Source organism: Pseudomonas sp. PA15(2017), from assembly GCF_001945395.1.
In the GTDB taxonomy this organism is placed as follows: Bacteria; Pseudomonadota; Gammaproteobacteria; order Pseudomonadales; family Pseudomonadaceae; genus Aquipseudomonas.
Window position 1 is genome coordinate 52,761 of sequence record NZ_MSXV01000021.1, and the last position, 21,518, is coordinate 74,278.

The following is a 21,518-nucleotide window of genomic DNA, read 5'->3' on the forward strand; positions in this document are numbered from 1 at the left end:
AACGGCGGGACCGGCCAGACTTAGAGTTCCTGGCCGATTTTCCACAGCACGCCGCTCGGATCGAAGACGATGAATTCGCGAATGCCCCAGGGCTGATCTTCCGGGGCGATGGTGCGCACGCCGAAGCGCTCGGCGATGTTTTCTGCCTGCACGTGGGCCCACCAGGCCCGCACGTCATCGACCATCAGGTGCATGACAAAATTCTCCGCCTGCTCCTTAACGTAGAAATTCTGTAGCAGAAAGGCGCAGTGCTCGCCGTGGCTGAAGTAGCTCATCTGGTCCGTTTGCCACGCCGCCTTGAAGCCCAGGGCGGTGTAGAAGGCCTGGCTGAGGGAGTAGTCCCTGGCCGGAACGAAGGTCTTGAGTTGCAGGCTGGTGAGCATGGATTTTCCTCTTCCCTGAATTATCGGTTTTGCGCCTTGAGCCAGCGCAGCATGCCCTGACCGGCCACGCGGCCGCTGGCGAAGCAGGCGGTGAGCAGGTAGCCGCCGGTGGGTGCTTCCCAGTCGAGCATTTCACCGGCGCAGAAGGTGCCGGGCAGTTGCGTCAGCATCAGATTGTCGTCGAGTGCTTTGAACGGCACGCCGCCGGCGCTGCTGATCGCTTCTTCGATCGGGCGCGCCTGGCATAGCGTGATCGGCAGCGCCTTGATGGCGGCAGCCAACCGCTGCGGATCTGTGAAATGCTCGGCGGGCGTCACCTCGCGCAGCAGCGCGGCCTTTACACCATCCAGGCCAGCCTGGCGATGCAGGTGCTTGGCCATGGAGTTCGAGCCGCGGGGTTTGCTCAGGGCGTTGCCAAGGGCCGCCTCGCTGCGCTGTGGCAGCAGGTCAAGGTAGACGGTACACCTGCCGTCGCGGATGATGCGCTGGCGAATGCCGGCGGACAGCGCATACACCAGGCTGCCTTCGATACCGGTGGCGGTCAGCACGAACTCGCCGGGGCGCGGCGCTTCGCCCGGCAAACCAAGGGCGACGTTCTTCAGCGGCGCACCGGCGAATTTTTCGCGCAGCAGCGGGCTCCAGGCGGCCACGTCGAACCCGCAGTTGCTCGGTTGTAATGGCGCGACGGGCACGCCAGCCTGCTGCAGATGCGCCACCCAGCTGCCGTCGGAGCCGAGGCGCGGCCAGCTGCCACCGCCCAGGGCCAGCAGCACCGCATCGGCGCGGATCACCTGCTCGCCTTCGGGGCCCGCCACACGCAGGCTGCCGTCGGCATTCCAGCCCAGCCAGCGGTGCCGGGTGTGCAACTGCACACCGGCCTCGCGCAGGCGCTTGAGCCAGGCGCGCAGCAGCGGCGCGGCCTTCATGTCGGTAGGAAATACGCGGCCCGAGGTGCCGACGAACGTGTCGATGCCCAGGCCATGGATCCATTCGCGCAGCGCATCGGCATCGAAGCCTTGCAGCAGGGCGTGGATTTCCCTCTCGCGCTCGCCGTAGCGGCCAACGAAGGCCGGATAGGCTTCGGAGTGGGTGATGTTCATGCCACCGACGCCAGCGAGCAGAAACTTGCGGCCTACCGAGGGCATGGCGTCGTAGAGGTCGACCCGCACGCCAGCGAGCGCCAGGGTTTCGGCGGCCATCAGGCCGGCAGGGCCGCCGCCGATGATGGCGACCGAGTGGGCGGTGGGCGGGGAGAAATCGGTCATGGCGGCGTCGGCTGGGCAAAGGGCGAAGTTTACCCGAGGCCTCGCTGCTGCCATACCCGCGCGGCGCTATGGTGAAGGATGCCGTGGCGGCGGGCGAGGGCGTGGCGGTCCTTGCTGTAGCCACCGCCGATCACCCCGACCACGGGAATGTCTCGGCCCAGGCAGTGGTTGAGCACGGTCTCGTCGCGGGCGGCGACGCCGGCGTCGGTGAGCTGCAGGTAACCCAGGGCGTCGTCCTTGTGCACATCGACACCGGCGTCGTAGAGCACGATGTCCGGCTGGTACAGGGCGAGCAGGTAGCCCAGCGTGTCGTTGACCACCTTGAGGTAATCGGCATCGCCCATGCCGCGCGGCAGGGGAATGTCCCAGTCGCTGCTGGCCTTGCGCGCCGGGTAATTCTGCTCGCAGTGCAGGGACACGGTGATCGCGTCGGGCACGTTCTCGAGCAGGCGCGCGGTGCCGTCGCCCTGGTGCACGTCGCAGTCGAAGATCAGCACGCGCCCGGCCTTGCCGCTTTCCAGCAGGTAGCGGGCGATCACCGCCAGGTCGTTGAAGATGCAGAAGCCCGCCGGGTAGTCGTAGTGGGCGTGGTGGGTGCCGCCGGCCAGGTGGCAGGCCAGGCCGTGCTGCAGGGCCTGCTCGGTGGCCAGCAGCGAGCCGCCGACGGCCCGCACGGTGCGCCGCGTCAGTGCCGGGCTCCAGGGCAGGCCGAGGCGGCGCTGGTCTTCGTGGCTCAGTTCGCCGCTCAGGTAGCGCTCGATATAGGCGGGGCAGTGGCAGAGCGCGAGGATATCGGCCGGGCAGATCTCGGGCCGCAGCAGTTCTTCATCCCGGGTCAGGCCGCTGGCTACCAGGTGATCGCGCAGCAGGCGGAATTTTTCCATCGGGAAGCGATGGCCGTCGGGGAACGGCGGGCTGTAGTCGTCATGGTAGATCAGCGGCAGGGGCATACAATGGCGGTCATCGGGTGAACCTGAGGCAGTATGCATGAGAAGCGAAAGGGATGGGACCGAGCTGCAGACGCCGCGCCTGCTGATGCGCGCCTGGCGTGACGAGGATCTGGATGAGCTGGCCACGCTGTGCGCGGATCCGGCGGTGATGCGCTATTTTCCGGCGCTCCTGGGCCGCGAGCAGAGCAAGGCGCTGCTCATCCGCCTGCAACAGCACTTCGCGGATCACGGCTTTACCTTCTGGTCGCTCTGGCAACGCGAAGATGGCCGCTTCGTCGGCATGACCGGTCTGGCCCACGTCGGATTCGAGGCGAGTTTCACGCCGGCGGTGGAGATCGGCTGGCGCCTGTCGCCGGCATTCTGGGGGCAAGGCCTTGCCCAGGAAGCGGCGCGTGCCTCGCTGGATTTTGCCTTTACGCGCCTGGCGGTGGATCGCGTGGTGGCATTCACCACACTGAGCAACGCGCCGTCGCAGCGAGTGATGCGGGCCCTTGGCATGCAGCTGGCTGGCGAGTTCGAGCATCCGTCGCTGGCGCCCGGGCATGCGCTGCGCCGGCACGTGCTGTACGAAATGCCCGTGAGCAAATGGCCGAAGCAGGGCTGAGCCTGTCATCAGTGGCACCACGGCGCGATTCCTGAGCGCCGGCAAAGGCATTACCATTCACCGTCCGCGCACCCCGCGCGAGCCGTAGCATCGCCCAGTCAGGGCCGTGGAGAACCGTTATGAGTCAAGTCCTGCAAGAGTTGGTGGCGCTGCTGAGCCTGGAGGCCATCGAGGAAAACCTGTTCCGCGGCGTGAGCCAGGATCTGGGCTTTCGCCAGCTCTTCGGCGGTCAGGTACTTGGCCAGTGCGTGTCGGCGGCCACCCAGACGGTCGAGGCCGAGCGCCATGTGCATTCGCTGCACGGTTACTTCCTGCGCCCCGGCGATGCCACGCTGCCGGTGGTTTACCAGGTCGACCGCGTGCGTGACGGCGGCAGCTTCAGCACGCGCCGAGTAACGGCGGTACAGAAGGGCAAGGCGATCTTCACCTGCAGCGCTTCGTTCCAGAACCAGGAAGACGGCTTCCACCATCAGGTGCAGATGCCCGACGTGCCCGGCCCCGAAGGCCTGCGCTCGGAGACCGAGCTGGCCAGCCTGGTGGCCGACTCGTTGCCTCCGCGGGTGCGCGAGCGCGTGCTTTTCGACAAGCCCATCGAGATCCGTCCGGTCACCGTCGACAATCCGTTTTCACCCCAGGTCAGCGAGCCGGCCAAGTACGTGTGGTTCCGCGCCGACGGAGAACTGCCGGATACGCCGGCGATTCACAAATACCTGCTGGGCTACGCCTCGGACTTCAACCTGCTGACCACCTCGATGCTGCCTCACGGCGTGTCGGTATGGCAGAAGTTCATGCAGGTCGCCAGCCTCGATCACTCCATCTGGTTCCACGGCAACCTGCGCATGGACGACTGGCTGCTCTACGCCATGGACAGCCCATGGGCCGGCAATGCCCGCGGTTTCTCCCGCGGCAGCGTTTTCAATCGCCAGGGCCAGCTGGTCGCCTCGGTCGCCCAGGAAGGGCTGATTCGCCTGCGCGATGACTGGCGCTGAGTTTGCGCAACGTTGGCGAGCAGATAATCCGGCGCGATTGATTGCGCTTGCTACCCGTAAGTGGCCACCTGTGGTCGCTGAGCGCCAGCCGGCACCTGCACGGACAACGTGACGGTGATCATCCAGTATTGAGCAGGTATGCTGCGGCCTCGATTCCACGCTTGCCGGAGGGGCGATGAGCCTGCAGCGCTATACCCATTGGGTTTTCGACATGGACGGCACCCTGACCATTGCCGTGCATGATTTCGCCGCCATCCGCGTGGCGCTGGACATTCCGCCCGACGACGACATCCTCCATCACCTGGCCGCCTTGCCGCCCGAAGTGTCGAAAGCCAAGCACGCCTGGTTGCTGGAGCACGAGCGCGAGCTGGCCATCGCTTCACGCCCGGCTGCTGGCGCGGTGGCCCTGGTGCGCGGCCTGCACGCCCGCGGCCTGCGCCTGGGCATCCTCACCCGTAACGCGCGGGAGCTGGCGCTGCTGACCCTGCAGGCCATCGGTGTGGAGGATTGCTTCGCGCCGGACGACATCCTCGGCCGTGACGAAGCGCCGCCGAAGCCCGATCCCGGCGGCCTGCTGCACCTGGCCGACCGCTGGCAGGTCGCCCCGCAGGACATGGTGATGATCGGCGACCACCGCCACGATCTGGCCTGTGGCCGCGCTGCCGGCACCGCCACGGTGTTGGTCAACCTGCCGAGCAATCCGTGGCCGGAGCTGACCGATCACTTCGTCGCCGATTGCGCTGCGCTTCAGCGTCTGGCGCTGGGCGCCGCAGCTGGCTGACAGCAGCCGCTGCCGGCCTGCAGGTCTTCGAGTATCGGGCAGTCGGGGCGCTGGTCGCCCTGGCAGTGGTCGACCAGGGTTTGCAGGGTGTCACGCAGGGCTTCGAGTTCGGCGATCTTGCCGTTGAGCGCTTCGATATGTTCCACCGCCAGGGCCTTCACATCAGCGCTAGCCCGCTCGCGGTCGTGCCACAGGGCCAGCAACCGGCCGGACTCGGCGAGCGAGAAGCCCAGGTCACGGGCGCGGCGGATGAAGCGCAGGCGCTGAAGGTCGTCGTCCGCATACTGGCGATAGCCACTTTCGCTACGCCCGGCGCTGGGCAGCAGGCCGATGGATTCGTAGTAGCGGATCATCTTGGCGCTAAGCCCGGTGTGCTTGGCGGCCTGACCGATATTCATCGCGTTAATCCTCTAAATGGGGGCGCCAGGTTTTCAACAGCAGGGCGTTGCTCACCACGCTGACACTCGACAGTGCCATGGCCGCGCCGGCGAGCATCGGGTCGAGCAGCCCGAAGGCCGCCAGGGGAATGCCCACCAGGTTGTAGATGAACGCCCAGAACAGATTCTGGCGGATCTTCGCATAGGTGCGCCGGGCGATATCCAGGGCCGCAGGCACCAGGCGCGGGTCGCCGCGCATCAGGGTGATGCCGGCTGCCTGCATGGCCACGTCGGTGCCGCCGCCCATGGCGATGCCGACATGGGCCGCTGCCAGGGCCGGGGCGTCGTTGATGCCGTCGCCGACCATGGCCACCACGCCGGCCTCTTTCAGCTCAGCGACGATACGTGCCTTGTCCGCCGGCAGCACCTGGGCATGCACCGATTCGATGCCCAGCTGGCGGGCGACGGCCTGCGCGCTGCCCCGGTTGTCGCCGCTGATCAGGTGGCTGCCGATATGTCGTGCGTCGAGGGCGGTGATCGCTTCATGGGCGCCGTCCTTCAAGGTGTCGCCAAAGGCGAACAACGCCAGCACCCGTGGCGCGTCGCCCTGCTCGATCAACCAGGACAGGGTACGGCCTTCGGCTTCCCAGTCACGGGCGGCCGTGGCCAGTTCCATGGGTTCGGCGGCGCCGCTTTCCTCGAGCAGGCGACGATTGCCGAGTTGCAGGGCGCGCCCTTCGACCTGCCCGGCGATACCGCGACCGGCCAGGGCCTGGCTGGCGCCGAGCGAAGCCAGTGCAACGCCGGCCTCCTGGCAGCCCTGCAGCACCGCCTTGGCCAGGGGGTGCTCGCTGCCTTGTTGCAGCGTACCGGCCAGGCGCATCGCTTGCCGATCATCGATCCCGATGGCATGCAGGTGCGCGATTCGCGGTGTGCCCGAGGTCAGGGTGCCGGTCTTGTCGAAGGCCACCACCGTTACACCATGGGCGACTTCCAGGGCTTCGGCGTCCTTGATCAGAATGCCATGGCGGGCGGCCACGCCGGTCCCGGCCATGATCGCCGTGGGCGTCGCCAAGCCCAGGGCGCAGGGGCAGGCGATCACCAGTACGGCGACGGCGTTGAGCAGCGCTTGCTCGATGCCGGCGCCGAGGGCCAGCCAGGTGATCAGGGTCAGCAGGGCGACCAGCAGGACCACCGGCACGAACACCTGGCTGACGCGATCCACCAGTTTCTGGATCGGTGCCTTGGCAGCCTGGGCGTCCTCGACCAGGCGGATGATGCGCGCGAGCACGGTTTCCGCACCGAGGGCGGTGGTCTCGATCAGCAGACGGCCTTCGCCATTGATCGCGCCGGCGGTCACCCGGTCGCCGGGCACCTTGGCCTGGGGCACGCTTTCGCCGCTGATCAGCGCCTCATCAGCGTGGCTGGCGCCTTCCAGCACCCTGCCGTCGACCGCGAAGCGCTCGCCGGGCTTGACCACGACATGCTCGCCCACGCTCAGCGCGCTGACCGCCACCCGCTGCTCGATCCCGTCTTGCATGCGCGTGGCCTCGTCGGGGCGCAGCGCCTGCAGGGCGCGAATGGCACCCGTGGTCTGGCGCTTGGCGCGGCTCTCCAGGTATTTGCCGAGCAGGATCAGGGCGATGATCACCGCCGAGGCTTCGAAGTACAGGTGCGGCGCGTGCCCGGCCGGGGTGATCGCCCATTGATAGAGGCTCAGGCCATAGCCGGCACTGGTGCCAAGGGCGACCAACTGATCCATGTTGCCGGCGCCGCTGCGCAGCGCGTGCCAGGCGGCGCGGTAGAAACGCGCACCGAGCACAAACTGCACCGGTGTTGCCAGCAGGAACTGCGCCCAGGCCGGCAGCACCAGGTGCACGCCAAAAGGCGTCAGCAGCATCGGTAGCACCAGCGGCGCGGCCAGCAGCAGGGCCAGCGCCAGCCGCCAGCGCTCGGCGGTGAGGTGGCGGTCACCATTCACGGCAGGTGCGGCCACGGGGCTGGCCGCGTAGCCCGCGGCATCGACGGCGTTCAGCAAGGCCTGGGTATCGGTATCGGGCAGCACCTGTACCCGGGCCCGCTCGGTCGCCAGGTTGACGCTGACCTCCAACACGCCGGGCTGCTTGCCCAGCGCACGCTCGACGCGGCCCACGCAGCTGGCGCAGGTCATGCCGGTGATCGCCAGATCCAAATGCTGCGCTGGCACCTCATAACCCGCCTTCGCCACGGCCGCCACCAGTGCCGGCAGTTGCTCGGCAGGTGCCTGCACCCGCGCCCGCTCGCTGGCCAGGTTTACATGGGCAGTGGTGACCTGCGCCACGCCGCGCAAGGCGCGCTCGACCCGGCCGGCACAACTGGCGCAGGTCATACCGCTGATCGGCAGATCGAAAGTGGGCATGGCGGTCTCCGCAATTCCAGGCAGTTGCCCACAGGATCAACCTTGCCACATGGGTAAGGTCAAGCCCTGGCGGTAACGAGAGGGATCACTGGCTGGAAGGTGCGGGTGTCAGGTAGGGCCCGGAAGGGCTCAGGCCTATGCGATAGCGGCGGATCTCGCCGGCGGTGAGGCTCAGCCGCTGGCTGTCGAGGGGCGTGATGCCGGCCTGGCAGCTTTCCGTGCCGATCATGCCCAGGCGCACCGATACATCGCCAGGCGGCAGGTTGAACGACACCGATTGGCCCTGGAACAGCCGGGCGGCGAGCTGATCCTGCAGGTACACGCCGAATTCGCACGGCGAGGCGACTTCCAGGCGCTCGCGGGAAATGATCAGCACGGCGTAGCCATCGCCCATGGTGGTGTGCGACGGCAGTACCTGGGAGAGCGCCGGCAAGGGCAGGGCGAGAAACAGTGAGAACAGGAGGCGGGTCATGGTCAGACCATAAGAAGGTTGAGTGATCTGAGCTTGGCTGAGGTTGGCCGGTTCAACAAGCGGTCTGTTGACCTTGCCACGATGGCAAGCTCGATACTCGCCAGCACCCCAATCGAAGCCCACGGGCAGAGGAGACGACGATGCAGATATTCAAGGTGGGAGGCATGACCTGCGCACATTGCGAGCGCGCGATCACAGGTGCCGTACAGGAGATCGACGCCTCGGCGCAAGTGCAGGTCGATATCGCGGCGGGTGAAGTGAGGGTACACACCACCCACCCGGTCGATCAGGTGCTCGAAACGATCATCAACGAAGGTTACAAGGCCGAAGCGGTGCCTGCGGCTAAGACCAGTCGCTGATCAGGCCGCGAAACAGCCCGTCGATCATGATCGGCCCATCGTGCTTAGGGTCGAACAGGTTGTTGTCGCGCAGCCAGTCGCTTAGCATGCCGACGATCAATGCATGCAGGGTGCGGGCGGCCAGGCGAGGTGTCATGCCTGGGCGCAGCCGCTGCTGGGTGGCCGGCTGGGCGAAAATCATCTCGCACAGGGCGATGAACTGATTGATGAACGCCTCGTGGCGTTCTTCCGCCTCGCGCAGTTCTTCGGTGAACTCGCAGCGGTGCAGCAGAATGGTGAAGATCCGCCGCTTCTGTTCGTCTTCGGCTATCCCGGCGATACCTTCCACGCAAAGCGTGTGCAGTGACTGCAGGCCATTGCCCTGGTCGTTCTCGACCAGGCGCCCAGCCAATTGCTCCGGGGGCAGGCGTACCTGGCTGAGCATGTCATGAAACAGATGGGCCTTGTTCTGGAAGTGCCAGTAGACAGCCCCGCGAGTCACCCCTGCGTGCTTGGCGATGTGTTCGAGGCTGGTGTGAGCGACGCCCTTTTCCAGAAACAGTATTTCGGCAGATGCCAGTATGGTGGTGCGGGTCTGCTCTGCTTGTTCTTTGGTTCGACGCATACGACAGGAATCGATCGGTTCAGGAAGCAGCAAGTGTAATTATTTTTTGCAGCGGATGTTTGTTTTACAGACGAACTTGTATGTAATTGTCGGCGTCCACTTCTTTCAAGCGCCTCAACCGTCTTTTTTCGCCGGAGGGGGACACCTGTCGAGTACATCGCCAATGCCGCTTCGCCTGTTACTGATCCTTGGCGCGCTCAGCGCCTTCGGCCCACTGGCCATCGATTTCTACCTGCCCAGCTTTCCTGCGTTGGCGCTGGCGTTCGATACCGACACCGAGCACGTGCAGCTTTCGCTGGCGTCCTATTTCGCTGGCCTGGCGATTGGGCAACTGGTGTACGGGCCGCTGGCCGACCGCTTCGGCCGACGCACGCCTTTGCTGGTCGGGGTGTCGTTGTTCACCCTGGCGTCGTTGGCCTGCGCCCTGGCACCGAGCCTGGAGTGGCTGATCGCCGCCCGTTTCGTCCAGGCCCTGGGCGGTTGTGCGGGTATGGTGATTTCCCGCGCGGTGGTGCGTGACCTGTGCGACCCAATCAGTTCCGCCAAGGTGTTCTCGCAACTGATGCTGGTGATGGGCCTGGCGCCGATTCTCGCGCCGGTGGCGGGCGGCTTGCTGCTGAATCTGTTCGGCTGGCCATCGATCTTCGTCTGCCTGACGCTGTTCAGCGCGGCTTGCCTGGTCGCCCTCGCCCTGTGGCTGCCGGAGACGCTGAGCCCGAGCATTCAGCCGCCGCCCCTGAGCGGCGCGCTGAGGGAATACATGCGCCTGTTCGGTGATCTGCCGTTCATTGGCCATGCACTGACCGGCGGCCTGGCCATTGCCGGCATGTTCGCCTACATCGCCGGTTCGCCCTTCGTGTTCATCGAGCTCTACGGCGTGCCGGCCGAGCACTACGGTTGGCTGTTCGGTACCAACGCTGCAGGCTTCATCCTCGCCGCCCAGGTAAACGCCTGGCTGGTGTCACGGCATGGGCCGGCTTACTGGGCCAGGCGCATCGTCTGGTTCTATCTGGCCTGCGGCACCGGCCTGCTGGTGCTGGCGTGGGTAGGGCCGCAAGCCCTGTGGCCATTGATGGTGCCGCTTTTCGGCTGCATCGCCTCGCTGGGGATTCTGCTGCCCAACACCTCTGCTTGCGCCATGGCTGGTCAGGGCCGCCATGCCGGCAGCGCCTCGGCGCTGATGGGCAGCCTGCAATTCACCATCGCCGCCAGTGCGGCCTCCATGGTTGGCGTGCTGCACGATGGCAGCGCCGTACCCATGGCACTGGTCATCTTCAGCTGCGGCGTGCTGGCAGTGGGCGCGTCGCGCTTCACCCGTTGGGCAGAGCGTCGCGCCGGCCACCCGAACGGTTGACGCTCAGCCGGCCTGGCGTTTTTCGGCCGGCAGCGGGTGCGGAGCCTGCACCCGTGCCTGCAGCGTCGCCACGAACCGGCGTGCTTCCTCTTCACTGCGAAAGCTGACCTGATGCTTGCCCAGGCGCACCTGCCAGCAGGTGCCGAGAGGGCCTTGCGATGCACGGATCTGGATGTCCATCGACGTGTCTCCCGGTGAGGTGGAGACAGTCTAGGGGCTGTTGACGTTTCAACGCGGGCCGCGTTGCCGCGAGAAATCTCGCCAGGCCGGGCGGCGATCCGCTAGGCGGAGGACGCAGGGAATGGACTAGCCGTCCGCGTTTTCCCTTGCCAAGTCCTCCAACAACGCATGGCGAGATTTCTCGCGCAACCCGCAGGGCCGGGCCCGTTTTTGCGCGATGCGGCGTTACTCGATGGCTCATTTGGCCCACCAAACTTCGCATCTCGTGCCTTGCCTCGCGCAAAAACGGGCTCCGGCGCGGCCGTGCGTGAAACGTCAACAGACCCTAGCCAGTGCTCGCGTATCTGCCATGGCGCCGCTCAACGGATGGAATGGTCGTGAGCTTGGCGCGCTTGCCACTTTATCCCAGGCAAAAAAAGACCCGGCAATTTGCCGGGTCAATAACCGTGATTAGCCTGATGAGGAGATAACCTGAAGAGTCCGACCTAAGGGCTCTTGAGCTTATCGACCGATCTCGCGATCAGCTGATGCAAATAATAGCAATTCTCATTACATAGTCAACAGTCGATTGGAAATTATTTCTTCCGATCGTCGCCATAGCTATTTTCGACCCTTCTGAAACGCGAAACCCGGCGCATGGCCGGGTTTCTGGGGAGCGGTTTTCGGTCAGCCAGATTGGCGCAAGCCGGTGACTTCCTTGTTAAGCAGGTCGATGCGCCTGGCCATGCTCTCCACCAGGCTGTGGGCGATGCGCGGGTTGCTTTCCATCAGGCTGAGGAACTGATCCTTGGGAATCACCATCACGGTGCAGGCCTGGCTGGCCAGTACGGTGGCACTGCGCTTTTCGTGGGTGAATACCGCCATGGCGCCAAAGATCTCGTCTTTCTGCACGTCGCCGACCTTCACGCCATCGACGAAAGCCTCGGCGTGGCCATCGATGATGATGAACACATGGTCGGCTTCATCGCCCTGGTTGATCAGCGCATCGCCCTTGGCGAAATGCTTGAAGCCGGTCGCTGGTCGGATCTCGGGTTGCTTGATGCGCGCCAGGGCGTCGGACAGCAGGGCGGTATGCCCAACCAGGTACTGGATGAACAGTTCCTGGCGCGACTCGTTGGCATAGATGTGCTTGAACACATCGCTGCGCGAGTAGGGAATCAGCGTCAACGGTTCATCGCTGGTGTAACGGCAGCTCGGCAGGTCGATGCCCTGGCGCAACCCGACCAGGTCGCCCTCCTGCAGGTAGAAGAGCGGGCGCTCGTCGACCAGCGCATGCAGCAGGCCGTTATCGATGATGAACAGCTGGTTGCTGGGCAGGTCGCTCGCCAGGTTTTCGCTGTGCTCGATCTGCAGCGGCTCGTCACAGGGGCTGAGCCCGTCGAGTAGTTTCCCGGGGATGCTCTGCAAGCGGCTGATCAATTGGTCGGCGTAAGCCGGTTGTTCCCCGAGTAGATACATGGTGATTCCTTGGGCTGCTCATGCTGGATACGCACGAAAATCCCTGAAACGATAATACTCGCCGCGCTTCAGGTAAATCGGTCTCGCTGGGGCTTGTGAACCAGCGCCTGTTCCGGCCCCTGGCGACACTGCCACCATGGAGACAGACGAGCGTTCTGGCCTAGATCCGCTCATCGTTGGCTGCCGCTTCGAGTTGCAGGTTCAGGCTCTCCTTGCGCGCCGCCGGAAGCTCGCTCCAGTGAATGTCGAGCAGCGCGCCCTCGATGGAGTAGAGCAGCACCTTGGATGCACGGAAGCCGCGGGCCCGCACTGCCCGATAGGCCTCCACGGCACCGTGCCTGCGCAGGTCGCTGGCATTGTGGATACCCACCGCGTGCAGCCATTGCGACGAAGTCTTGCCGAGGTTCTTGAGGGTCTGCAATTCATCGTCCACGCCATCTCCTCCCGCTGCCACCTGGGCAGCAACGCCCTTGGCCACCGTCAATGCAGTGTAGTGCTGCCTGGCGGCGCTGTTGCGACCTCCCGTTACAGGCTGCTACAGGTGATTGGGGTGGGTACGGTAGCGCAGGCGGGTACCGAAATTCATCGACATGAGGATTTCGTCGGCGCTGAGCTCGACCGGGAAATAGGCGCCCGATATCTGCGCGTGGGCGATGCTGGCGCCTTCGAGTTGCGCGCTGCGAAAGTCGACGCCGCGTAGATCCGCGCCCCGGAAATAGGCGTCGGTGAAGTCGATGCCCTCGGCATCCAGGGCACGTAGATCCAGGCCGCGGAAGTCACCACCGCTCAGGTCGATGGTTTCGCCTTGCGGCCGCTGCTTGTTGAAGCCTGCGACGTCGTCGTTGTGCAGCAGTCGGTAGAGCGGGGTGTCCAGCTGGCGCGGTTGGCTCATGGTGGCAGTCGTCCGGGGGAGGCTTACTGCCAGTATAGAAGAGCTTTGCCGCGCCGCTGGCCAGCCGTCAGAGGCTGGGGAAGCGCTGGCGAACCGCGCTGACCAATTCGGCCAGGCTGGCGCTGTCCGGGGTGTCCACGCGCTTGCTGTAGGGCAGCTCGGCTTCTTCCAGCGGATCCTGACCGGCGCGCTGCGCTTCGATCACCGCCAGGGTCGCATCGGAGGGGTCACTGCCTTCTTGCTGGCGCTGCTGCAGCCAACTGGCGAGGACCGAATCCGGCGCGTGGCAATCGATGATCAGGAAGGGCACGCCGGTCTCGTCGGCGATGCGCTGGGCGGCCTGGCGCTGCGGGCGTTTGAGGAAAGTTGCGTCGAGCACCACCGGGTAGCCGGCATGCAGGGCGAGCTCGGCCAGAGCATTCAAGCGCTGGTAGACGGTATCGCTGGCGTCCTGGCTGTAGATGCCCGCATTCAGTTCGCTGGCGGTTTGCCCGCCCAGCAGGCGTTTGCGCTCGACGTCGGAGCGGATGCGAATCGCACCCAGTGCCTCGACCAGGCGCAACGCGACCTGGCTCTTGCCAACCGCCGATACGCCGCGGGTGATCGCCAGCAGCGGCGAGGGGATGGCGCTGTAGCTTTCGGCCAGGCTGGCGTAGGCGCGGTATTGGCGCAGGATCACCGCACGCTGCACGGCATCCTGCTCCTGGCCGAGGCGGAACAGCGCGACCTTGGCGCGGACCAGAGCGCGGTGCGTTTTGTAGAGATTGAACAGCTTGAGCGAGCCGTAATCGCCGGTGTGCTCCAGCCAGCTGTTGAGCAGGCGGCGCGCCAGGCTCTTTAGGCCGCGGTCTTCCAGATCCATGACCAGAAAGGCGGTATCCAGGGCGATGTCGGTGAAGCGGAACGGCTCGTTGAACTCGATGCAATCGAACAGCGTGGCGTGCCCGTCCAGCAAGGTGGCGTTGCCCAGGTGGATGTCGCCATGGCACTCGCGGATGAACCCATCACGCGCCCGTGCTTCCAGATCTGGCCACAGGCGCTCCAGGCTGGTTTCGGTCCAGGCCTCCAGGGCATCGAGCTGTTGCAGGTCGGCCTTGTCGCTGAGCATCGGGCGGATCTGCTCGAAGTTCTGGCGCAGCGGGGCGACGATGGCGGTGGCGTTGCTCAGCGCATGATCGGCCGCGACCACGGGAGTGTCGCGGTGGAAGTCGGCGATCTGCTTGGCCAAGGCGTCGATATGCGCTTCATTGAGCTCGCCGCGGGCCTGCACCTGGGCCAGCAGTTGCTCCTGCGGGAACTGGCGCATCTTCAGGGCGTACTCCAGCACCGGACCCTCGCCGCCGATCTGCGGCGCCTCGACGCTACCATTGATCGGCAACACCTCCAGATACAAATCCTCGGTCAGGCGCTGGTTGAGGCGCAGCTCCTCCTCGCAGAAGTGCTTGCGCGCGTCCAGCGAGGTGAAGTTAAGAAAGCCGAAGTCGACCGGCTTCTTGATTTTGTAAGCGTAAGGACCGGTCAACACGACCCAAGAAATATGGGTCTCGATGACACTGAAACCGTCCACCGGGTGCGGATAAAGGGCCGGGTTCTGCAAGGCGGTAATCAGGGCTTGGCTCACGGACGATCCTTGGCATTCAGAAGTGGGAACAGGCGCGCATTATGGCCGCTCGCTGGCGCACTGCAAACCGCTGGCGGTCGCTGCCGGCGCTTCGCAAAGTGCGTATAATGCCGCGCCATGACTCGTACCCGATCTTCCCGCTCCCGTTCCAAACGCCGCCCCCGTGGCATGCGCCCCTTGCTGGGCTGGGCTGTAAAGCTTGGCTTGGTCGGCCTGGTGCTGTTCGCCGGTTTTGCGGTTTACCTCGATGCCATCGTCCAGGAGAAATTCTCCGGCAAGCGCTGGACCGTCCCGGCCAAGGTGTACGCCAGGCCACTCGAGCTGTTCGTCGGCCAGAAACTGGCCAAGGACGACCTGCTCAAGGAAATGGACGCCCTCGGCTATCGCCGCGAGAGCGTGGCCAATGGCCCAGGCGCGGTAGCCGTCTCCGGCAACAACGTGTCCCTGCATTCGCGTGGTTTCCAGTTCTATGAGAGCGCCGAGCAGGCCCAGCAGGTCAACGTGCGCTTTTCCGGTGACTACGTCGCCTCGCTGACCAAGGCCGACGGCAAGGACCTGGCCGTGGCGCGTCTCGAGCCGATGCTGATCGGCGGCCTGTACCCGGCGCACCAGGAAGACCGCGTACTGATCAAGCTCGATCAGGTTCCGGCCTATCTGGTGGAAACCCTGGTGGCAGTCGAGGATCGCGACTTCTTCGACCACTTCGGCGTCTCGCCCAAGGGCATCGCCCGTGCCGTGTGGATCAACGCATCGGCCGGCCAGTTGCGTCAGGGCGGCAGTACCCTGACCCAGCAGTTGGTGAAGAATTTCTTCCTGACCAACGAGCGCAGCCTGACCCGCAAGATCACCGAAGCGATGATGGCGGTGTTGCTGGAGCTGCATTACGACAAGCGCGAAATCCTCGAGGCCTACCTCAACGAGGTATTTCTCGGCCAGGACGGCCAGCGCGCTGTGCACGGCTTCGGTCTGGCCAGCCAGTACTTCTTCAGCCAGCCGCTGTCCGAACTCAAGCTAGACCAGGTCGCGCTGCTGGTCGGCATGGTCAAAGGCCCGACCTATTACAATCCGCGTCGCAATCCCGAGCGGGCGCTGAACCGTCGCAACATGATTCTCGATCTGCTGGCCGAGCAGGGCGTGGTTTCGCCTGAAGAGGCCGCCGCCGCCAAGGCGCGTCCGCTGGGCGTGACCCAGCGCGGCAGCATGGCCAATGGCTCGTTCCCGGCGTTTCTGGATCTGGTCAAGCGTCAGTTGCGCCAGGATTACCGCGACGAGGATTTGACCGAGGAAGGCCTGCGTATCTTCACCAGTTTCGACCCGATCCTGCAGCTCAAGGCCGAGGAGGCGCTGGCGGAAACCTTCAAGCGCCAGGCCGGCCGCAAGGGTTCCGACGAGGTCGAGGCCGGGATGGTGGTGACCAATCCGGAAACCGGCGAGATCCAGGCGCTGATCGGCAGTCGTCAGCCACGCTTCGCCGGCTTCAACCGCGCGCTGGATGCGGTACGCCCGATCGGCTCGCTGATCAAACCGGCCATCTACCTGACTGCGCTGGAGCGGCCGAGCCAGTACACTCTGACCACCCGCGTTCAGGACGAGCCCTTCTCGGTGAAGGGCCAGGACGGCCAGGTCTGGAGGCCGCAGAACTACGACCGCAAGGCCCATGGCAGCATTTATCTGTACCAGGGCCTGGCGCACTCCTACAACCTTTCCACCGCCAAGCTCGGCCTGGAACTGGGCGTGCCGAATGTGCTCAAAACACTCGAGCGGCTGGGCGTGTCGCGTCAGTGGCCGGCCTATCCGTCCATGTTGCTGGGCGCTGGTGCGCTGACGCCGATGGAAGTCACCGGCATGTATCAGACCATCGCCAGTGGCGGTTTCAATACGCCGCTGCGGGGTATTCGCAGCGTGCTGACCGCCGAGGGCGAGCCGCTCAAGCGCTATCCGTACCAGATTCAACAACGTTTCGACGCGGGCGCCATCTACCTGTTGCAGAACGCCATGCAGCGCACCATGCGTGAAGGCACCGGCCGCTCGGTCTACAGCCAGCTGCCGGGCTCGTTGACCCTGGCAGGCAAGACCGGTACCAGTAACGATTCGCGTGACAGCTGGTTCGCCGGGTTCAGTCAGGATCTGCTGACCGTGGTGTGGATGGGCCGTGACGATAACGGGCCGACGCCGTTCACCGGTGCGACCGGTGCGTTGCAGGCCTGGACGGGCTTCATGCGCCGTGCCGACCCGCTGCCGCTGGACATGCCGATGCCCGATAACGTGGTGATGGCCTGGGTAGATGCAGCGACCGGGCAGGGCTCGGCGCAGAATTGTCCGGGGGCCGTACAGATGCCGTATATTCGCGGCAGCGAGCCGGCTCCGGGAGCAGGTTGTGGTATTCAGGCGCCCGTCGACTCGGTGATGGACTGGGTGAAAGGCTGGTTGGAATAAGAGAGGTTTGCCGTGAGCAAGTGGTTGATTCCCGTTTTGACCGCCTCGGTGGTTCTGGGTGGTTGTGCCAGCGTTCCGCGTGGTTCCATCCCGGTTGTGGATTCCGGTAGCTCGGCCTACGAGCAGGACGATCGCCCGGGCGGCGGTTACAACAATGCGCCGCAGCAACAGCAGCAGGCGCAGTCCATGCCCGAGGATTCGGGAGTGGTGGTGATGGTGCCGGGCGGCGGGGCGTCTTCGTCGGCGCCGATCGAGACCTACTCGGCACCGGCCGGTGCGCCTGCCAACAGCGGTGGCCTGACCTTCGACGAGCCGCCGCTGAGCAGCGAGCCACTGGGTTCGCCCAGTTATGGCAACTCGGCGCCTTCCCAGCCGTCGACGCCAAGCGGGATCCCCATTGGCAACGCTGGTGGTGGCCTGGCGGCCGACGAGCAGCTCGATGGCCCGGTGCTGGCGCTGCTGACCAGCGCCCAGCAGCAGCAGACTGGCGGTGACCTCAATGGTGCCGCCTCCAGCCTGGAGCGTGCCCAGCGTATCGCCCCACGTGAGCCGCAGGTGCTCTACCGCTTGGCTGAAGTGCGCCTGGCCCAGGGTGATGCAGCCCAGGCCGAGCAGTTCGCGCGCCGCGGTTTGAGCTATGCCAACGGGCGCCCGGCCCTGCAGGCCAGCCTGTGGGATCTGATCGCCAAGTCCCGCGAGCAGCAGGGCGACGCGGCAGGTGCTGCTCAGGCTCGTGAGCGGGCTCGGGTCAACCTGTGAGTACGATGTCGGCTGCCCTGATCGCCGACCAGTTGCTGCTGGTCGAGCGAGCGCTGCGGGTGCAGGGCTGGTGGGAATCGTCGCCACCCAGTGCGCAGGCACTGGCTAGCGAGCAGCCGTTCTGCATCGACACTCTTGATTTTTCCCAGTGGCTGCAGTGGATCTTTCTGCCGCGTATGAAAGCGATCATCGAGGCGGGCGCCGAGCTGCCGGCTGTGTCCGGCATCCTGCCCATGGCCGAGCAGGTGTATGGCGCCGAGAATCAAGAGGCTGCCGCGCTGCTCAAGGCGCTGGGTGATTTCGACCGACTGATCTCCGCGGGCCGCTAGGGCCCGCAGACAACCGCCTTACTGGCAGTTGTCCTTGATCGCCTGCTTGCTGTCGGCAATACGCTTCTGGCGTTCGTCTTCACCCAGGCGGCGCATTTCACCACCTTCTTCCACGCGCACTCGCGGGTTGTTTTCCAACTGCGCCAGGTTGTTGCGCTGGGTCTCGCAGTATTTCCTGCGCTCGGCTTCCTGGGCGGCCACTTCCTTCTTCACCTTGGCATCGGCGGCGGCCTGCTCAGGGTCGGCGATGGCATCGAACGTGGGCGCCGGCTTCGCTTCGGGCGTGGTCGAGGGCGGCGGCGCGGCCGAGGGATTGACCGTGGTGGATTGCTGGCCCTTTGGCGGCTGCTCGCCGAAATGGGTAACGCCCTGGGCATCGACCCATTTGTAGATCTGCCCGGCCATGGCGCTCGCACTCAGGGCGAGCAGCAGACTGCTGGTGAGAATCATGCGGCGCATGGAGGTTCCTTATGCATGGTCCATCGACTGATTGAAGTGCGGGCAGCGTGAAGTTGCAACGCAGGTAGCCACTATAACCAATCGGCGTTGAGCGCAGGCTGGTCTGTTTCACATCGGCGCTGTCTGCCAGGGCGTTTGGCCTCGTTGCCGGATATTACGTATTCCATCACGCATCGCTTGACTTGCCGCCAGCGAATATCAACAATCGACTGCTCGCTGTAGTGGGGTCAGCCGCAAGCTGGCTTCAGCTCAGTAGACATGAGGCGCTACCCGCGCCGACCTTTCGTTACACCCGCAACGCGTTACCTCGCGCTGGGTGGGAAAGTCCCGCAACACACCTGGGACAGTCCCAATACTTGCTCAGTAGTAGCTGACGTAGTCGGCGACCACAGTCGCTCATGCTCTGCTGACAGTAAACCTACTCGGGCCGACCCTGCAAAAGGGCGGTTTTCTGGCGTAATAGAGGTGAACAACGTGGAGCTTTTATCCGGCGCTGAAATGGTCGTCCGCTCGTTGCGTGACGAAGGCGTTAAGTACATCTATGGGTACCCGGGCGGTGCCCTCCTGCACATCTATGATGCCTTGTTCAAAGAGCCGGAAGTGACCCACATCTTGGTTCGTCACGAGCAGGCGGCGACCCATATGGCGGACGGCTACGCCCGTGCCACCGGCAAGGCCGGTGTGGTGCTGGTGACCTCCGGCCCGGGCGCGACCAATGCCGTGACCGGCATCGCTACTGCCTACATGGATTCGATCCCGATGGTGATCATCTCCGGTCAGGTGGCCAGCACCGTGGTCGGCACCGACGCCTTCCAGGAAGTCGACATGGTCGGCATTTCCCGGCCGATCGTGAAGCACAGCTTCATCATCAAGCATCCTTCGGAAATCCCCGAAGTGATCAAGAAAGCTTTCTATCTGGCCGAGTCCGGTCGCCCGGGCCCGGTGGTCGTCGATATCCCCAAAGATATGGGTGATCCGACCCAGAAGTTCGAATACAGCTACCCGAAGAAGGTCAAGCTGCGCTCCTACAGCCCAGCCGCGCGTGGCCACTCCGGCCAGATTCGCAAGGCGGCGGAAATGCTCGTCGCGGCCAAGCGCCCGATCATCTATTCAGGCGGTGGCGTGATCCTCGGCGGCGCTTCGGCGCAACTCACCGAGCTGGCCCGTGCCCTCAACGTGCCGGTCACCAACACCCTGATGGGCCTGGGCGCCTACCCGGGCGATGACCGTCAGTTCGTCGGTATGCTCGGCATGCACGGCAGCTACACCGCCAACCTGGCGATGCACCATGCCGACGTGATCCTGGCCGTTGGCGCGCGCTTCGATGACCGCGTCATCAATGGCGAGACCGCTGCCAAGTTCTGCCCGAACGCGAAGATCATCCATATCGACATCGACCCCGCGTCGATCTCCAAGACCGTCAAGGCCGACATCCCGATCGTCGGCCCGGTGGACAGCGTGCTGACCGAAATGGTCGCCGCCCTCAAGGAAATCGAGCAGGCGCCGGACAAGGAATCGCAAGCCACCTGGTGGAAGCAGATCGACGAGTGGCGCGGCGGTGGTCGCCTGTTCCCCTATAACGAGGGTGACGGTTCGATCATCAAGCCGCAGACCGTGATCGAGACGCTGTGCGAAGTCACCAAGGGCGAGGCGTACGTCAGCTCCGACGTGGGCCAGCACCAGATGTTCGCGGCCCAGTACTATCGCTTCAACAAGCCCAATCGCTGGATCAACTCCGGTGGCCTGGGCACCATGGGCTTCGGCTTCCCGGCGGCCATGGGCGTCAAGCTGAACTTCCCGGATGCCGATGTCGCCTGCGTGACGGGCGAGGGCAGTATCCAGATGAACATTCAGGAGCTGTCGACCTGCCTGCAGTACGACCTGCCGGTGAAGATCATCAACCTGAACAATGGCGCGTTGGGCATGGTTCGCCAGTGGCAGGACATGCAGTACAGCAGCCGTTACTCGCACTCCTACATGGAGTCGCTGCCTGACTTCGTCAAGCTGGCCGAGTCCTATGGTCATGTGGGCATGCGCATCACCGACCTCAAGGACCTCAAGTCGAAGATGGAAGAGGCGTTCGCGATCAAGGATCGCCTGGTGTTCCTCGACATCGCCGTGGATACCAGCGAGCACGTCTACCCGATGCAGATTCGTGGTGGCGCGATGCGCGACATGTGGCTGAGCAAGACGGAGCGTACCTGACATGCGTCATATCATTTCCCTGCTGCTGGAAAACGAACCGGGAGCTCTGTCGCGCGTAGTCGGCCTGTTCTCCCAGCGTAACTACAACATCGAGAGCCTGACCGTGGCGCCGACCGAAGACCCGACCCTGTCGCGTCTGACGCTGACTACCATCGGTCACGACGACACCATCGAGCAGATCACCAAGAACCTCAACAAGCTGATCGAGGTGGTCAAGCTGGTGGACCTGTCGGAAAACCCCCACATCGAACGCGAGCTGATGCTGGTCAAGGTGAAGGCCACTGGCGCCCAGCGTGCCGAGGTCAAGCGCACCACCGATATCTTCCGTGGGCAGATCGTCGATGTGACGCCGAGCGTGTACACCATCCAGCTGGCTGGCACCAGCGACAAGCTGGACAGCTTCATCCAGGCCATCGGCACTGCGTTGATCCTGGAAACCGTCCGCAGTGGTGTCACCGGTATCGCCCGCGGCGACAAGGTGCTGAGCATCTGATCGCATCGCTCGAACCAAGAACCCCGCCACGTGCGTAATGCTGTTCACTTAAGCGGAGCAGCCTTACGATCCACTGGATATCGGGTTTTGGAAATCTTCACCGTCCTGGTTCTTCCCGGCCTTGGACGGTGATCCAGAAACATCCCTCCG

The 21,518-nt window shown here is 64.6% G+C and carries 23 protein-coding genes; 10 read left to right on the forward strand and 13 right to left on the reverse strand.

Going from position 1 to position 21,518, the window contains the following annotated elements; translation table 11 throughout:
* Positions 1-20: 20 nt before the first annotated feature.
* Genes BVH03_RS08045 through BVH03_RS08055 form a run of 3 tightly spaced genes read right to left on the reverse strand, consistent with a single transcriptional unit; the run spans position 21 to position 2,598 of the window.
* Entirely contained in the window at positions 21-383 is a 363-nt protein-coding gene (locus tag BVH03_RS08045) for a VOC family protein (protein WP_075960678.1), read from the reverse strand.
* Positions 384-403: 20 nt separating this feature from the next.
* A complete protein-coding gene (locus tag BVH03_RS08050) occupies positions 404-1,648 on the reverse strand; it encodes a TIGR03862 family flavoprotein (RefSeq protein ID WP_075960679.1) in 1,245 nt (414 codons plus the stop codon).
* A gap of 29 nt (positions 1,649-1,677) precedes the next feature.
* Complete coding sequence (locus BVH03_RS08055) at positions 1,678-2,598, reverse strand: histone deacetylase (protein ID WP_075960680.1); 921 nt, start codon at positions 2,596-2,598, stop codon at positions 1,678-1,680.
* 37 nt (positions 2,599-2,635) lie between these two features.
* Between BVH03_RS08055 and BVH03_RS08060 the strand changes: the two genes are divergently transcribed.
* The 3 genes from BVH03_RS08060 (at position 2,636) to BVH03_RS08070 (ending at position 4,972) form a co-directional block, all read left to right on the forward strand.
* Positions 2,636-3,202, forward strand: coding sequence for a GNAT family N-acetyltransferase (locus BVH03_RS08060; RefSeq protein WP_075960681.1), 567 nt, complete (start codon positions 2,636-2,638; stop codon positions 3,200-3,202).
* A 119-nt stretch (positions 3,203-3,321) separates the two neighbouring features.
* Complete coding sequence (tesB, locus tag BVH03_RS08065) at positions 3,322-4,191, forward strand: acyl-CoA thioesterase II (RefSeq protein WP_075960682.1); 870 nt, start codon at positions 3,322-3,324, stop codon at positions 4,189-4,191.
* A gap of 175 nt (positions 4,192-4,366) precedes the next feature.
* Positions 4,367-4,972 (forward strand): HAD family hydrolase, encoded by a 606-nt coding sequence (locus BVH03_RS08070; protein WP_075960683.1) that lies wholly within the window; start codon positions 4,367-4,369, stop codon positions 4,970-4,972.
* Here the strand turns inward: BVH03_RS08070 and cueR are convergent.
* The 3 genes from cueR to BVH03_RS08085 all read right to left on the reverse strand — a co-directional run bounded on the left by cueR (position 4,939) and on the right by BVH03_RS08085 (position 8,219).
* Complete coding sequence (gene cueR, locus BVH03_RS08075) at positions 4,939-5,370, reverse strand: Cu(I)-responsive transcriptional regulator (protein ID WP_075960684.1); 432 nt, start codon at positions 5,368-5,370, stop codon at positions 4,939-4,941. The genes BVH03_RS08070 and cueR overlap by 34 nt on opposite strands.
* 4 nt (positions 5,371-5,374) lie before the next feature.
* Positions 5,375-7,747, reverse strand: coding sequence for a heavy metal translocating P-type ATPase (locus BVH03_RS08080; RefSeq protein ID WP_075960685.1), 2,373 nt, complete (start codon positions 7,745-7,747; stop codon positions 5,375-5,377).
* Between the two features lie 85 nt (positions 7,748-7,832).
* On the reverse strand, positions 7,833-8,219 hold the full coding sequence (locus tag BVH03_RS08085; protein WP_075960686.1) for a hypothetical protein: 387 nt from the start codon (positions 8,217-8,219) through the stop codon (positions 7,833-7,835).
* 140 nt (positions 8,220-8,359) lie between these two features.
* Here BVH03_RS08085 and BVH03_RS08090 point away from each other — a divergent pair, with 140 nt between their 5' ends.
* Positions 8,360-8,578: a heavy-metal-associated domain-containing protein gene (locus BVH03_RS08090; RefSeq protein ID WP_075960687.1), complete on the forward strand. Its 219-nt coding sequence runs from the start codon at positions 8,360-8,362 to the stop codon at positions 8,576-8,578.
* On the opposite strand, the gene BVH03_RS08095 is transcribed toward BVH03_RS08090, so the two are convergent.
* The gene (locus BVH03_RS08095; RefSeq protein ID WP_075935824.1) at positions 8,562-9,182 is read right to left on the reverse strand and encodes a TetR family transcriptional regulator; all 621 of its coding nucleotides are present in this window, start codon (positions 9,180-9,182) and stop codon (positions 8,562-8,564) included. The genes BVH03_RS08090 and BVH03_RS08095 overlap by 17 nt on opposite strands.
* Before the next feature lie 163 nt (positions 9,183-9,345).
* Between BVH03_RS08095 and BVH03_RS08100 the strand changes: the two genes are divergently transcribed.
* The gene (locus tag BVH03_RS08100) at positions 9,346-10,536 is read left to right on the forward strand and encodes a multidrug effflux MFS transporter (RefSeq protein ID WP_075931830.1); all 1,191 of its coding nucleotides are present in this window, start codon (positions 9,346-9,348) and stop codon (positions 10,534-10,536) included.
* Between the two features lie 3 nt (positions 10,537-10,539).
* Here BVH03_RS08100 and BVH03_RS26325 read toward each other — a convergent pair whose 3' ends face one another.
* The 5 genes from BVH03_RS26325 to BVH03_RS08120 form a co-directional block, all read right to left on the reverse strand.
* Complete coding sequence (locus BVH03_RS26325; protein ID WP_168172945.1) at positions 10,540-10,716, reverse strand: hypothetical protein; 177 nt, start codon at positions 10,714-10,716, stop codon at positions 10,540-10,542.
* A 666-nt stretch (positions 10,717-11,382) separates the two neighbouring features.
* The gene (locus BVH03_RS08105) at positions 11,383-12,174 is read right to left on the reverse strand and encodes a Crp/Fnr family transcriptional regulator (protein ID WP_075960688.1); all 792 of its coding nucleotides are present in this window, start codon (positions 12,172-12,174) and stop codon (positions 11,383-11,385) included.
* A 160-nt stretch (positions 12,175-12,334) separates the two neighbouring features.
* The gene (locus tag BVH03_RS08110) at positions 12,335-12,607 is read right to left on the reverse strand and encodes a TfoX/Sxy family protein (protein WP_075960689.1); all 273 of its coding nucleotides are present in this window, start codon (positions 12,605-12,607) and stop codon (positions 12,335-12,337) included.
* Between the two features lie 102 nt (positions 12,608-12,709).
* On the reverse strand, positions 12,710-13,066 hold the full coding sequence (locus BVH03_RS08115) for a pentapeptide repeat-containing protein (protein ID WP_075929322.1): 357 nt from the start codon (positions 13,064-13,066) through the stop codon (positions 12,710-12,712).
* A gap of 67 nt (positions 13,067-13,133) precedes the next feature.
* Positions 13,134-14,687, reverse strand: coding sequence for a bifunctional aminoglycoside phosphotransferase/ATP-binding protein (locus BVH03_RS08120; RefSeq protein WP_075960690.1), 1,554 nt, complete (start codon positions 14,685-14,687; stop codon positions 13,134-13,136).
* A gap of 117 nt (positions 14,688-14,804) precedes the next feature.
* Between BVH03_RS08120 and mrcB the strand changes: the two genes are divergently transcribed.
* Genes mrcB through BVH03_RS08135 form a run of 3 tightly spaced genes read left to right on the forward strand, consistent with a single transcriptional unit; the run spans position 14,805 to position 18,211 of the window.
* The gene (gene mrcB, locus BVH03_RS08125; RefSeq protein WP_143485917.1) at positions 14,805-17,123 is read left to right on the forward strand and encodes a penicillin-binding protein 1B; all 2,319 of its coding nucleotides are present in this window, start codon (positions 14,805-14,807) and stop codon (positions 17,121-17,123) included.
* Between the two features lie 12 nt (positions 17,124-17,135).
* Positions 17,136-17,882, forward strand: coding sequence for a tetratricopeptide repeat protein (locus BVH03_RS08130; protein ID WP_075960692.1), 747 nt, complete (start codon positions 17,136-17,138; stop codon positions 17,880-17,882).
* 5 nt (positions 17,883-17,887) lie between these two features.
* Positions 17,888-18,211: a YqcC family protein gene (locus tag BVH03_RS08135; RefSeq protein ID WP_075960693.1), complete on the forward strand. Its 324-nt coding sequence runs from the start codon at positions 17,888-17,890 to the stop codon at positions 18,209-18,211.
* Positions 18,212-18,229: 18 nt separating this feature from the next.
* Here BVH03_RS08135 and BVH03_RS08140 read toward each other — a convergent pair whose 3' ends face one another.
* The gene (locus BVH03_RS08140) at positions 18,230-18,670 is read right to left on the reverse strand and encodes a DUF4124 domain-containing protein (protein WP_075960694.1); all 441 of its coding nucleotides are present in this window, start codon (positions 18,668-18,670) and stop codon (positions 18,230-18,232) included.
* A gap of 474 nt (positions 18,671-19,144) precedes the next feature.
* Between BVH03_RS08140 and BVH03_RS08145 the strand changes: the two genes are divergently transcribed.
* Both BVH03_RS08145 and ilvN read left to right on the forward strand, forming a co-directional pair.
* Entirely contained in the window at positions 19,145-20,875 is a 1,731-nt protein-coding gene (locus BVH03_RS08145) for an acetolactate synthase 3 large subunit (protein WP_075929546.1), read from the forward strand.
* Between the two features lies 1 nt (position 20,876).
* The gene (gene ilvN, locus BVH03_RS08150) at positions 20,877-21,368 is read left to right on the forward strand and encodes an acetolactate synthase small subunit (RefSeq protein WP_075929316.1); all 492 of its coding nucleotides are present in this window, start codon (positions 20,877-20,879) and stop codon (positions 21,366-21,368) included.
* Positions 21,369-21,518: the final 150 nt, after the last annotated feature.